The sequence below is a fragment of the Pseudalkalibacillus decolorationis genome, from assembly GCF_024609785.1.
Lineage (GTDB): Bacteria > Bacillota > Bacilli > Bacillales > Fictibacillaceae > Pseudalkalibacillus > Pseudalkalibacillus decolorationis.
Genome location: NZ_JANHJQ010000031.1, coordinates 1 through 13,665, shown reverse-complemented (window position 1 = coordinate 13,665; position 13,665 = coordinate 1). Strand labels below are relative to the sequence as shown.

The following is a 13,665-nucleotide window of genomic DNA, read 5'->3' as shown; positions in this document are numbered from 1 at the left end:
GTTGCAGAATTTCCAGCGCTTGTCGTACCTGAACAGGGTGCTTCTGCTTTTCTTAATACATTTACTTACTGTTATAACAATTAATTTCTCTTCGTTATAATTTTGGACCTATTGACACTATTCAACTATTATACTAGTATATCTGATACGGATACTATGGTGATGATGTGTCCATGTCCGTTTATTTTTCACAATTTTTAGTTATCAGTGGTTGCTTCGTTAACAGGCACTGCATCGTTATGCTCAACTAGTTTAGTTGCCTTTATTATTGCAGTCGTGACTGAATTTATTTAATTTTACATAGTAATTCAACTGGTCAGCATATTTAGTTCCAGTCTTTTTGGTCTGTACTGAAACGTTGATGCACCTAGGTAACGAACGATTCTGATAACCAAATATGAAGGGGGTTTCAAAATGAGAACACATGGAAAAAGGCAGATGATAAGTCTGTTTTTATGTGCTGTGGCTATGCTTTTCGTTCTGGTGCCAGTTTATCAAAACGCTCCAAAAGCTGATGAGAATTCGAACAGCACTGTACAGTTAAGACTGATGGAGACGACAGATATTCATTCTCATGTCGTGAACTATAACTACTATCAGGACAAGCAGACGAGTGAATTTGGGCTTGCTCTGACCGCTACGCTTATCGAACAAGCACGTAGTGAAACAGCAAATACCATTTTATTTGATAATGGGGACTTAATTCAAGGTAATCCGCTTGCTTCTTACATTTCCAAGCAGGGGTTAGAAGAGGGCGATGTTCACCCAGTTTATAAGGCTATGAATCAGCTTGATTATGCTGCTGGGAACATCGGAAATCATGAATTTAATTATGGCATTGAGTTTTTGCAAGAGGCGATTGATGATGCGAATTTTCCATATATCAATGCAAACGTCTATGTAGATGACGGGGATGATAACCCTGCCAATGATGAGAACTTTTTCACACCTTATAAAATCATTCCTAAAAAGGTGACTGACGAAGCGGGGAATGAACACACCGTCGATATCGGGGTGATCGGTTTCGTTCCGCCACAAATTATGCAGTGGGATAAAGCTAACCTTGAAGGTAAAGTAATTGCTAAAGATATTTATAAAACGGCGCAGAAGTTTGTTCCACAAATGGTAAAAGAAGGTGCTGACATTGTTGTCGCGATTCCCCATTCTGGTGTAGGAACTCCTGAGATCACTGAAAAGGAAGAAAATGCAGTCTATGACCTTACAAAGATTCCAGGTATCGACGCTATTCTTTTTGGACATTCTCACCTTATCTTTCCTAGCGATGATTTTGCAGGGCTAGAGAATGTAAACCTTGAGAAGGGGACCATTAATGGCGTTCCATCTGTTGAAGCGGGTATGTGGGGCGACCATCTCGGAATTGTAGATTTAACGCTACAAAAGGACGGGGAAGATTGGGACGTAATTGATTCTAAATCAGAAGCAAGGCCGATTTATAATTCGGAGACTGGTGAGCCACTCGTTGAACCGGACCAAGATATCCTAGATGCTGTTCAAGGAGATCACCAATCAACGCTCGAATACATTCGTGGCCAAGTCGGTGAAACGACAGCTCCGATTTACAGTTATTTTGCACGTGTGAAAGATGATCCGTCCGTCCAGATTGTATCGGATGCACAGACTTGGTATACAGAGAAGATCGTTCAAGGTACTGAGTATGAAGGTATGCCAATTTTATCAGCAGCGGCACCATTTAAAGCTGGGGGTCGTGGCGGTGCTGATTATTACACCTATATCCCTGAAGGCCCGATCGCGATCAAAAATGTGGCCGACTTATACGTTTATCCGAACACATTAAAGGTAGTTAAATTGAACGGAGCACAGGTTAGAGAGTGGCTTGAAATGTCTGCTGGCCAATTTAACCGGATTGATCCAAATACGACAGAAGAGCAATCGCTTATTAATACAAGTTTTGCAGCGTATAACTTTGATGTAATTGATGGCGTTACATATGAAATCGATGTAACGAATCCACAGCGATACAGTGACGATGGAGAGTTAATTAATCCGGATTCTCATCGAATTGTTAATTTGCAATTCAACGGTGAGCCAATTGATGAGGATCAAGCATTCTTGATAGCGACAAATAATTATCGAGCTAGCGGTGGCGGAAATTTCCCTCATCTAGATGGCAGCAATATTGTACTATCACCGCAAATAGAAAATCGTCAAGCAGTGATTGACTACATCAAGAATAATGTCACAATTGACCCATCAGCCGATGATAATTGGACCTATGCACCGGTTGATGGTAATGTTCAAGCGACATTTAACTCTTCACCGGAAGCTCGCCAACTCATTGATGAGCAAGGGAATATCTCCTTTGTTGGTGAGGCTGCTGATGGCTTCGTGAAGTATGCGATGGATTTATCGGCACCTGATGAAGAAGATCCAGAACCTAGCGTAAATTCTTTACGTACTCTCGTGGATGGCTATATTGAGTCAGGTGACATTAAGCATCCACTAGCTGTCCAGCTCACAAATAAATTACGACAGGCTGAGCATCAGTTGGAGAAAGGTCACACGAAACAAGCAACTAAGAAAATGCAAGATTTCCTCAAGCACTTGAATAAACCATCTATGGAGAAGTTTATCAGTAACAATGCGAAAAAGGATTTGAATAAACAGGCAAATGCATTGATTGAAGCATGGGAAAATAAAGATCTCAACAAATAGGTGTGTACAGTCAAAGATTAAGCTAACCGGAAATTGATTTCTGGTTGGCTTTTTTACACGAAAGTATTAACATACTGATTAATACCGGGATTTGTTTAATCACCTCCTGATTAGGGTATTCTTCATAGTACACTCATAAAGGAGGAAGACATCGATGCTTTACTTACTAGCAATATTACTTCCACCACTTGCAGTATTTTTAACTGGAAGAAAATCACAAACGTTATTAAGTATTATTCTAACGATTATCGGCTGGGTACCGGGTGTGATTCATGCATTCTTTATGGTACATCAGCATCGAGAGAATCGTAGGGGTATGGCCTAACGTGAAATAAAAAACCTCCATTTTTGGAGGTTTTGTTCATAATATGTTCCATCCCTGCTTATATTAATAAAAATCAACTTAACGCAGCGTCTTGTTTAGAATACGAGGTGTTGCGTTTTATTTGTATAAGTGCAATTACGGTGATCACCTCTACAGTCTTTTTCAAAATAATTCATCCGAAAAATCTGAAATTCAGCCGTTCAGGGATTAATTCATCCGGAATTTCCAGAATTCAGCCGAATAGGGAATAATTCATCTGGAATTTCCAGAATTCATCCAAGCAGAGAATAATTCATCCGAAATTTCCAAAATTCAGCCAAACAAAGCATAATTCATCCGGAAAATCTGGAATCCAGCCAAAACAGACATAATTCATCCGAATATCGAATAATTCATGTAAAAAATTCGAGATACCAAGATAATAAGAGATAATTGTTGGTTTTTCATTTCACAAAACGAGTTTACTTGATGAGGTGCCACCGTGTACTTGAATGAACATTTTTTCAATCGCTCTAAGCATCTCATGACAATTTTCCTCGGTTAATGATGGTTGGAAATAAACGATGTGCACTGCATCCTTCGTTGTTGGCGTCACCATCGTTCTCTTCGAATCGATGATCGGGCTTCCGAATGCACTGATATCATCACGAGTGAGTATTTTACCGCTCATATCCATGTTCCGACCGTTAATCGCCTCATATTGATCCTCTTCTAATCCAATATCTATGACAATTTCACCTTTAATATTTGCCAAGTCATATATGCCGAGTGGTATCTGGTACTGCAGTGAAAAGAAATTATTCGTATCTGCGGCAGAATGAATTGGGCTAAGCTGATTGCCTTTATAAACACGTCTTAATAACGCTTCAGAGGAAGGGCGATACCTGGAAGGGTCGGTACCTGCCTTTTTGAATATTTGCCGCCATTCCTGAATCGGTTCAATTGATGAGATTGGATTTGTATCGACATCCAGCATCAGTGATTCTTGAAATAATTGCAATCGTCCAGCTAACATTTTAGGTGAGTCTTCAACCGTGATATCATTATATTGAATGGCTCCAATTTTAAAATGAGAGAAAAGAGTTTGAATTTGATTCGACATGGTGATCGTCATTTTGTCACCTCTACATAAAGTTTTAGTTCAGTTTAACACATTGATTGAAGGAGTGTTTGAACGGTGCATAAGCTACGAAATTTATTGGAAAAAATCGATGGAAGAGGATACAAAGCGTATAAGGAAATTCGTGGTTCTTACAAGTTTAAAGATTATCGTCTACATATTGATCATGTCCAGGGTGATCCATTCGCCACTCCATCAAAAATTCGAATAGAGGTTCCGAAATCGAGAACGATTATAAAAGAGGAATGGGAATTGACTCGTGAGCGGAAAATCCGCATAGAGGATACAATTGCCCGAAGTGTTGCAATGGCGATTCAAGATCAGGATAAGTGTGCAGGTGGTTCAGGCATGGGTGGAATGATTACAATCGATCAGCCTGGGCAAGAAGTGTTGGAACGGACTGCTGTCAATTTATCAAGTAACTCTATATTTATCTGTTTGTCGATCGGATTACCTGCGAAGGGGAGGACGGTTCTAGGTCAACAAGCGGAGAAGATGTTCTCTGTAATTCTACCTCATATCGTTCGTAGTTCTGTTTATTCATTAGAGGAAGCAGCAGTTTTGGAAACGGTGAAACTATGTGACCAACAAACTGCAATTCGTGATTATTTGAAAAAGGAAAATCTAGTTGCGTTTGTCGCGAATGGATCGGTACTGCCAAGGAAGAGTGGAATTAATGATCGGCCGCTAAATGTGGACAACGTTGTTCCGTTTCAATCTCCCGGATCGCTCGAGGTATCCATCACACTTCCCCATCGGGACACCCCAATTACGGGAATGGGGATTAAAGAAGGGGTCACACTAGTTGTAGGTGGAGGTTATCATGGGAAAAGTACGGTGATTGTGGCGATTGAACGAGGTGTGTATGATCATATCGCAGGGGACGGTAGGGAATACGTTCTCAGCCACAATGCTGCAATGAAAGTAAGGGCAGAGGACGGGCGTAGAATTACGAACGTAAACATCTCTCCCTTTATTAAAAACCTACCCTTTGGAAAAACAACGTCAAACTTTTCGTCTGAAAATGCGAGTGGAAGTACGTCACAAGCGGCAACGATCATTGAATCAATTGAAGCGAAGGCAAAGGTGTTATTGATTGATGAGGACACGAGTGCGACGAATTTTATGATACGGGATAAGCGTATGCAGCAGCTGGTGTCGAAAGAAAAAGAACCAATCACACCGTTTATCGATAAGGTTAAACAACTCTATCAGGAATACTCGATATCGACCATACTTGTGATGGGTGGATCCGGAGATTATTTTGACGTAGCTGATACGGTGATTTTAATGGACCAATATAAACCTCATGAAGTCACAGATAAGGCAAAGGAAATTGCACGGGACACAGCTACCGGTCGCGATATTGAAGGTGGTGAGCTATTTGGCGATATTGATCAGCGGAAACCTACTTCAGCCAGCTTAGATAGCCGTAAAGGCAAACGTTCAAAAGTTTCAGCTAGAGGACTAAAGACGATTCAGTTTGGTATGACTGATATCAAGCTTGACTATGTAGAGCAATTGACTGATCCAAGTCAGACGAGGGCGATTGCTGAGATTCTTCATTTTTTGGAGAAAAAGAACTGGCTAGAGAATCTAACGATTGCACATTTACTCGAAAAAGTTGAAAAGCAAATGAACCAAAAAGGGTTGGAGTCATTTACAGAATTTCCTAACCAGCATCCGGGTGACTTGGCTCGGCCGCGTATGTTAGAATTAGCTTCAGCACTTAATCGATTACGGACTTTGAAGATAAACAAATAGAGATATAGTTCTTGGATTCGCCCTATTTTCGAACACAAACTAAGGGCATTTTAACGATTTTAAAAAGAAAGGGGGTCAAATGATGACAGGTGCCCAGTTGAAAGAGGAAATCATTGCATATAGTAGAACAATCGGAATTGATAAAATTGGATTTACAACAGCTGATCCGTTCGTAGAGTTGAAGGAAAGACTACGCACTCAACAAGAATTAGGCTACCAATCAGGCTTTGAAGAAGCGGATATTGAAAAACGAACAAATCCGGAGCTTTTGTTACCGAAAGCACGAACGATTATTGCAATTGCACTGGCATATCCTTCAAAAATGAATGGTTCACCAAGAAGCACGAAAGTGGAGCGCCGAGGTATTTTCTGCAGGGCGTCATGGGGAAAGGATTATCATCATGTTCTTCGTGACCGTATGCAAAAGCTTGAAGAATTTATCACGAAGCTTGTACCTAATGCCAACACTCTTTCAATGGTCGATACGGGAGAGTTGTCGGACAGAGCAGTCGCAGAGAGAGCGGGCATTGGCTGGAGTGGGAAGAACTGTGCGACGATCACACCTGAGTTTGGCTCCTACGTATATTTAGGTGAATTGATTACAACGGTGCCGCTCCCACCCGATCAATCGATGACAGACCAATGCGGGACGTGTAACAAATGTGTTGATGCTTGTCCAACTGGTGCACTTGTCACTGGTGGACAGCTTGATTCAAATAAATGTATCGCCTTTTTGACACAGACTAAAGGATTCTTACCAGAGCAGTACCGTGAAAAACTCGGAAATCGGATTTATGGCTGTGACACATGTCAGCAGGTTTGTCCAGAAAACAAAGGGATCGACATCCATCACCATCCTGAAATGGAACCGGATCCTGAGATCGCGAAGCCAAAGTTAAAGCCACTTTTATCGATGAGCAATCGTCAGTTTAAGGAAAAATTCGGTCCGGTGTCGGGCTCCTGGAGAGGTAAGAAACCGATCCAGCGAAATGCGATCATTGCACTTGGGAATTTTAAAGATAGGACGGCGATCCCAGATCTAACCGCATCACTAATGAATGATCCGAGACCTGTCATTCGTGGGACAGCGGCATGGGCCCTTGGTAAGATTGGCGGACTAGAAGTCGAAAAAGCACTTAAACAAGCAAAAGAGAGAGAAAATGAAACAAAAGTCGTTGCAGAAATCGATAAAAGCCTCAAAATGACGGAAAAACAAGTAATTTCGTGATGGTTTTATATAATCTTGTTCAGTATGATTTAGGAAATGGGTAAAAAGAAGGGATAATATGGTTAATAGACTTTGCGTACATTATGGGGAAATGGATAGTGTTATCGGCCCCCTCACACTTTTGAAAACAGATTTTGGACTATGTAGGATTGATTTTGGCCCAGCGGAAAAGATTTTGCCGCTAATTAAAGTATGGCTCAAAAAGCAACTAATTACGGCTGAATTGGAGTATCAACAAGAATCCATACAACCTTATATTGTTCAGATTGATGAATACTTTGCGCGTAAACGTAAGCTGTTTGATCTTCCACTTGACCTTTTTGGAACTGATTTTCAGAAGAAAGTATGGAAAGGGTTAATAGAAGTTCCTTATGGTGAAACATATTCTTATAAAGATATTGCTACAATGATCGGATCGCCTAAAGCAGTTCGAGCAATCGGAAGTGCGAATAATAAGAATCCGTTGCCAATTATAATCCCATGTCACCGTGTTATCGGAAGCAATGGATCATTAGTTGGGTATGGAGGCGGCCTCGATAAAAAAGAAATCTTATTAGATCTTGAAAAACATCCTTCGCAAATTTGTTCATAAAAAGAAAAGCGGAAGCGCCTAGTTTAGGTGTGACAAGCGCTGGAGATTCTCCCACATAACACGCTTTTTGTGTTTGTGGAAGAATCGAAGCGACCTCGAACACATAGGCGCTGGAGCTAGACAAATAGAAAAGCGGAAGCACCTGGGAGCTGAAGCTAGACACATCTATGCGACAAAATTTTATTCTTTTATATTTCCACGATAGAACCCTCATGGGGGGTTCTTTTTTTGTGTGCTTAACCATACATATGGGAGGAATGAGAGTAAAGGAGGGTTGCAAATGGAATGGCTTGTATCTCTTAGACAATTCATTGAAGAATACAACGCCTCCTTCACAAGAGACCAGATACAGGATGATCGATTGCATTCATCAGAGAGAGAAGCACTGGATCGTAAGCTGATGAGTATGAATGATCGAAGTGCGGTTATCGTAAATGCTAAAGTGAAGGCGAAAATTCTTGAAAGTCGTTCCCATAATAAAGAGCAAGAGGTCTTATATTTAATTCTTCGCTCTTACTTAGTTAAACAGAATACTAAATTTTATGTGGAAGAAAGTATGGAAAGGCGAAAAGCAATTATTCATAATAATGAAATCCGTTACGATCAAAGCTTAAATGTTGAGGGAGATATAAATGCTGAACACTCTAACCTAGAACGAGATCCTGATCATGCACCAATGCCTCGCTATCAATATAATCGACTTGAAGCAGTGAAATATGCAGAGAGATGGTGGAATTCACATAATACGGCCTACCGATTATTTGAAAACGACTGTACGAATTTCATATCACAATGCCTTCATGCAGGAGGAGCACCGATGCGTGGGTATCCAAATCGGTCAAAAGGCTGGTGGTATCAAGGTAATAACTGGAGTTATAGCTGGTCGGTTGCGAATGCATTAAGATGGTATTTAAGTGGATCCAAGCAAGGGTTAAGAGGGGAAGAGCTCGGTTCAGCTGATCAATTACTACCAGGAGATGTGATTTGTTATGATTTTGATGGGGATGGAAGCTGGCAGCATAATACAATGGTGGTAGCAAAGGATGAATACGGTATGCCTCTTGTAAACGCACACACGTATAATAGTCGGATGCGCTACTGGGAATACACCGACTCAACAGCTTATACGCCACAAATAAAATATAAATTCTTTCGCGTCGTGGACGGCTGATTTTCAGCTGTCTTTTTGTTTCCTCCGTCATATTCCCCCGATTTCGATTCCATGGTAGACATGCTATAATAAGTAGGGTTTGAAGAGTTACGGTATTAGAAACTCCTTCAACGTTTTAAAATCAATATTGAGGTGAATGCAGTTGGCTATACATGTCGTTTTATATCAACCAGAAATCCCGGCAAACACAGGAAATATTGCGAGAACCTGTGCTGCTACCGATACGACGTTACACTTAATTCGTCCACTTGGATTTTCGACAGAAGATAAAATGTTAAAGCGTGCAGGGCTCGACTATTGGCAGCATGTGAATGTCGTTTATCACGAGTCTATAGAAGAATTTTTCGAGCAAAATAAAGGGCAGTATTATTACCTTACGAAGCATGGGAAGAAACCGCATAGTAATTTTGATTATAGTGAACCTGATGAGGACTATTACTTCATTTTTGGCCGTGAAACAACAGGCTTGCCTGATCAACTTTTAAAAGAAAATATGGAGAAATGTTTACGGATTCCGATGAACGATAGTGTTCGATCGCTTAATCTTTCAAACACAGCCGCGATTTTGATTTATGAAGCGCTACGTCAACAAGATTTCCTTGAACTCACATAAACATCAAGAAAAGCGGAAGCGCCCTGTTCAGGTGTGATAAAGAAAACTAGGCCAGCGCCAAGCATAGCGAAGGCGATTGCCTAAGTTGCACTTATGCTTGAGAGTGCAAGCGCTGGAGATTCTGTAGCACAACACGCCTTTTTGTGTTTGTGGAAGAATCGAAGCGACCTCGAACACCTGGGCGCTGGAGCTAGACATTGCATCCATGCAGCAAAATTTTATACTTTCTTTAAATAAAGGGTGGACCAAACAGGAATTGCTCCTAATGGTCCACCCTTTATCATACACAGCTAATATGTAGCTATGCGCTTATTTTGTTCCCGGACGATCATTGTATCCTGCTGTAAAAATAGACACCAAAAAGGCTAAAGTTACAGCTAAAATGAGGATAAAGGTCATATGAAATCCTCCTTTAAAGCCTAGTTTATCCATTCTTAACTTCCATTATAGCAAAATTTTAATAAATGTGTATGAAAAACTGTGACGAAAATAGTTTCTGTTTTTCCTCAGTGATTTTTACCCCATCAATTTTAGTCTTGAAACCTCCTTTCCGCTTACTATTTTTTGAATTTCATTCTAATACAAACGAAATGTAACCTGGGAAAAATACTTATTGTAAAGGTTTTTCGCAAGTTGTTGCGTAATCGTACTTCCATCTAACGTCTTTGACCTAGTATTTATGACGCTCACTGCTTAGATCATCCCCGCATCAAAGGCATTAATCACGTTTATAGGCAAACGCTCATAAGGTATGTATACCCGGTGCTCTGTACCATGCAACGTGTCATTGACCTCACTATTTTTACTCATAATAATCGTGCTCTCATTAATATTTAATCGACTGTATCGCATTTATAGTAATGATTAACGACGAAATTTTGGCGTTGGTTGAAAAGGGTTCGTTGTATTGGAAAATAAGCTTGAATGATACGGTAAAACAAGGCATACGATGTATTAATCGCACCATTATTCCTTGGAGGGGGTACGCATGGATATTTTAGGGAAATTGCAACAACACCGTCAAGAAGAGAAACAATTGGTTTGGGAAGGTACCTTCGCTGAATATCTGGAGATTCTACGAGAGCGTCCGGAAGTTGCTCAATCTGCCCATTCTCGTGTTTATAATATGATCAAAAGTCATGGAATCGGAGAAAGGGGCGACTCCAAAAAGCAGTTCAAGTTTTTTTCTGATCAAATTTTCGGGTTGGAGGACTCAGTTGAACGGCTCGTAGAGGAGTATTTTCATCCTTCAGCAAAGCGACTGGATGTAAAGAAACGAATTTTACTACTGATGGGACCGGTAAGTGGTGGTAAATCTACAATTGTGACCATGTTAAAAAGGGGACTTGAAGCCTATTCGCGTACAGATGAAGGAGCCGTTTATTCAATCAAAGGGTGTCCGATGCACGAAGATCCATTGCATTTGATCCCGCACAATTTACGGGAAGACTTTTACAGGGATTATGGTATCCGAATTGAAGGGTCTTTATCACCACTGAACGTAATGCGTCTTGAACAAGAATATGACGGACGGATTGAAGACATGATGATAGAGCGAATTTTCCTTAGCGAAGACAAGCGGGTTGGGATCGGCACATTCAGTCCGTCTGATCCAAAGTCTCAGGATATTGCTGATTTGACAGGGAGTATTGATTTTTCAACAATTGCAGAATTCGGGTCGGAATCTGACCCCCGAGCTTATCGCTTTGATGGTGAATTGAATAAAGCAAATCGTGGTATGATGGAGTTCCAAGAGATGCTGAAGTGTGATGAAAAGTTCCTTTGGCATTTGTTGTCTTTGACACAAGAAGGTAATTTTAAAGCAGGACGATTTGCATTAATTTCGGCTGACGAACTTATCGTTGCTCATACAAACGAAGCAGAGTATAAATCGTTTATATCGAATAAAAAGAATGAAGCATTGCATTCGAGGATTATCGTCATGCCTATTCCTTATAACTTGAAGGTAACTGAAGAGGAGAAGATTTACGAAAAGATGATCAATCAAAGTGACATTGCTGATATCCATATTGCCCCGCATGCACTTCGGGTCGCTGCGATATTCTCAGTGCTTACAAGGATGAAGGAGTCTAGTAAACAGGGAGTAGACTATGTAAAGAAGATGCGCCTGTATGATGGAGAAAATGTAGAAGGGTTTAATTCAGCAGATGTGGAAGAGCTTCAAAAGGAATTTAACGATGAGGGTATGAGCGGAATTGATCCGCGTTATGTCATTAACCGTATTTCTTCTGCTATTATTCGTAAAGATATTTCGGCGATTAATCCACTGGATGTGCTGCGATCATTGAAGGATGGGTTAGACCAACATGCTTCTATCTCGAAGGAGGATCGTGAAAAGTATATTAACTTTATTTCAGTAGCTCGGAAAGAATACGATGATCTTGCGAAAAAAGAAGTCCAAAAGGCGTTTGTATATTCGTACGAAGAATCTGCGAAAACATTAATGGAAAATTATTTAGATAATGTGGAAGCATACTGCAACAAAAATAAGTTGCGTGATCCGTTAACCGGTGATGAAATGAATCCAGATGAAAAGCTGATGCGTTCAATTGAAGAACAAATTGGTATTTCTGAGAATGCGAAGAAAGCCTTCCGTGAAGAAATCCTAATACGTATCTCTGCCTATGCACGTAAAGGCAAGAAATTTGATTACAACTCACACGAAAGATTACGTGAAGCAATCCAGAAGAAATTGTTTGCAGATTTGAAGGATGTTGTAAAGATTACCACATCGACGAAGACACCGGACGAATCTCAGTTAAAGAAAGTGAACGAAGTCATTGCCCGGCTAATTGATGAACATGGATATAACTCCATATCCGCAAACGAACTCTTACGATATGTAGGAAGCCTCCTTAACCGTTAAATTACATGCGGGGTCAGGAACCGTTCATTGACGGTACCTGGCCCCGTTTTCAAACCCCGCCACAATTGATATTTTCGCATTGCGACGGGCATAATTTGGATATTGGGTTGGGTTATACATAAGATTATGCATTAATCCTTGACAAAAGCGATCTTTATAATAATTTAACAGGTTGTTTACTTGCAGGGGAATTGTATTAAATGGTAGATTAAACATAATAAATAAAAAGGGTGTGTCAGCTTAATGACCAAAAAAAATAATGGTTTTTGGGAATGGGTCAAAGCAATTGGTATTGCGCTCTTAATCGCTTTTGTAGTTCGTCAGTTTCTATTTACGAACTATGTGGTGTACGGAGAATCAATGATGCCGACGATACAAGAAGGCAATCGTTTAATTGTAAATAAAATAAATTATGACATAACAAAGCCTGAGAGGTTTGATTTAATTGTTTTTCATGCGAATGAAAAGGAAGATTATATTAAACGAATCATCGGACTTCCAGGAGATAAAATCGAATATCGAAATGACAAATTATTTGTAAACGGTGAACCGATAAAAGAACCCTACCTTAAGCGGTTTAGAAAGGACCTTGAGCAGGGAAGTCAGTTAACTGGTGACTTCACGTTAAAGGACATTACGGGACAGGAACGTGTCCCTGAAGGTACTGTTTTTGTACTCGGAGATAATCGATTGCACAGCATCGATAGTCGCCATATTGGTTTTATTCCAATTGATAAAATAGTCGGTGAGGTTAATCTTCGGTACTGGCCGGTATCAGAGTTTAAACTGATTGAATAAAGGTTTTATCTGGTGAAGAACAGGGAATAGATGATTAAGAGGTGGTATATGATGGGTTACGACAAAGATGATAAACCAAAAAACAGTTCAATGGTACGAAATGAAAAAGAATTACAAGAACACAGCAAAGTTATGGAGAATATATCCTCTAATGAAAATGTAAAAAAGAGCGGTAAAACACCAGATCCGGAACAACATGATGAGAAAGAAAACACTCAAGACGATAAATAACAATAGAGGGCTCGCCAATATCAACTGGTGGGTTCTTTTTTTACGTTAAGAAAGTATAGAGCGTCCGAGCATAGGTGATATTCCATAATGGGTGGGAACCCCATCAGGTAAGAACTAGCCATTCACCTGTAGCGAGTCTTGGAGGGTTGGAGGTAACTCCTATCTTTAAGCGTAGACAGCAAGACAGTGGGCCGAAAACCAAATGGCTGAAGGGATGGAGCCCCGAAAACTTATATACGGGA

11 protein-coding genes are annotated in these 13,665 nt (G+C 40.4%); 10 read left to right on the top strand and 1 reads right to left on the bottom strand.

Annotation, left to right across the window (positions count from 1 at the left end):
• Window positions 1–414: 414 nt before the first annotated feature.
• Window positions 415–2,694 (top strand): bifunctional 2',3'-cyclic-nucleotide 2'-phosphodiesterase/3'-nucleotidase, encoded by a 2,280-nt coding sequence (locus tag NON16_RS21280; protein ID WP_257351431.1) that lies wholly within the window; start codon window positions 415–417, stop codon window positions 2,692–2,694.
• A gap of 154 nt (window positions 2,695–2,848) precedes the next feature.
• The gene (locus NON16_RS21275) at window positions 2,849–3,019 is read left to right on the top strand and encodes a YqaE/Pmp3 family membrane protein (RefSeq protein ID WP_257351430.1); all 171 of its coding nucleotides are present in this window, start codon (window positions 2,849–2,851) and stop codon (window positions 3,017–3,019) included.
• A 448-nt stretch (window positions 3,020–3,467) separates the two neighbouring features.
• Here NON16_RS21275 and NON16_RS21270 read toward each other — a convergent pair whose 3' ends face one another.
• The gene (locus tag NON16_RS21270; RefSeq protein ID WP_257351429.1) at window positions 3,468–4,133 is read right to left on the bottom strand and encodes a B3/B4 domain-containing protein; all 666 of its coding nucleotides are present in this window, start codon (window positions 4,131–4,133) and stop codon (window positions 3,468–3,470) included.
• A gap of 63 nt (window positions 4,134–4,196) precedes the next feature.
• Here NON16_RS21270 and NON16_RS21265 point away from each other — a divergent pair, with 63 nt between their 5' ends.
• From NON16_RS21265 to NON16_RS21230, 8 genes are all read left to right on the top strand, one after another.
• Window positions 4,197–5,903 carry an ABC-ATPase domain-containing protein gene (locus tag NON16_RS21265; RefSeq protein ID WP_257351428.1) on the top strand — a complete coding sequence of 569 codons (1,707 nt, stop codon included), beginning with the start codon at window positions 4,197–4,199 and terminating at the stop codon, window positions 5,901–5,903.
• Between the two features lie 82 nt (window positions 5,904–5,985).
• Complete coding sequence (gene queG, locus NON16_RS21260; protein WP_257351427.1) at window positions 5,986–7,131, top strand: tRNA epoxyqueuosine(34) reductase QueG; 1,146 nt, start codon at window positions 5,986–5,988, stop codon at window positions 7,129–7,131.
• 58 nt (window positions 7,132–7,189) lie between these two features.
• On the top strand, window positions 7,190–7,723 hold the full coding sequence (locus NON16_RS21255) for a methylated-DNA--[protein]-cysteine S-methyltransferase (RefSeq protein WP_257351426.1): 534 nt from the start codon (window positions 7,190–7,192) through the stop codon (window positions 7,721–7,723).
• 280 nt (window positions 7,724–8,003) lie between these two features.
• On the top strand, window positions 8,004–8,894 hold the full coding sequence (locus NON16_RS21250) for an amidase domain-containing protein (protein ID WP_257351425.1): 891 nt from the start codon (window positions 8,004–8,006) through the stop codon (window positions 8,892–8,894).
• Between the two features lie 142 nt (window positions 8,895–9,036).
• Window positions 9,037–9,507: a tRNA (uridine(34)/cytosine(34)/5-carboxymethylaminomethyluridine(34)-2'-O)-methyltransferase TrmL gene (gene trmL, locus NON16_RS21245; protein ID WP_257351424.1), complete on the top strand. Its 471-nt coding sequence runs from the start codon at window positions 9,037–9,039 to the stop codon at window positions 9,505–9,507.
• Window positions 9,508–10,495: 988 nt separating this feature from the next.
• On the top strand, window positions 10,496–12,394 hold the full coding sequence (locus tag NON16_RS21240; protein WP_257351423.1) for a PrkA family serine protein kinase: 1,899 nt from the start codon (window positions 10,496–10,498) through the stop codon (window positions 12,392–12,394).
• Window positions 12,395–12,637: 243 nt separating this feature from the next.
• Window positions 12,638–13,192, top strand: coding sequence for a signal peptidase I (lepB, locus tag NON16_RS21235; protein WP_257351422.1), 555 nt, complete (start codon window positions 12,638–12,640; stop codon window positions 13,190–13,192).
• A 48-nt stretch (window positions 13,193–13,240) separates the two neighbouring features.
• Window positions 13,241–13,423, top strand: a complete 183-nt coding sequence (locus tag NON16_RS21230; RefSeq protein ID WP_257351421.1) for a hypothetical protein — start codon at window positions 13,241–13,243, stop codon at window positions 13,421–13,423.
• Window positions 13,424–13,665 lie beyond the last annotated feature (242 nt).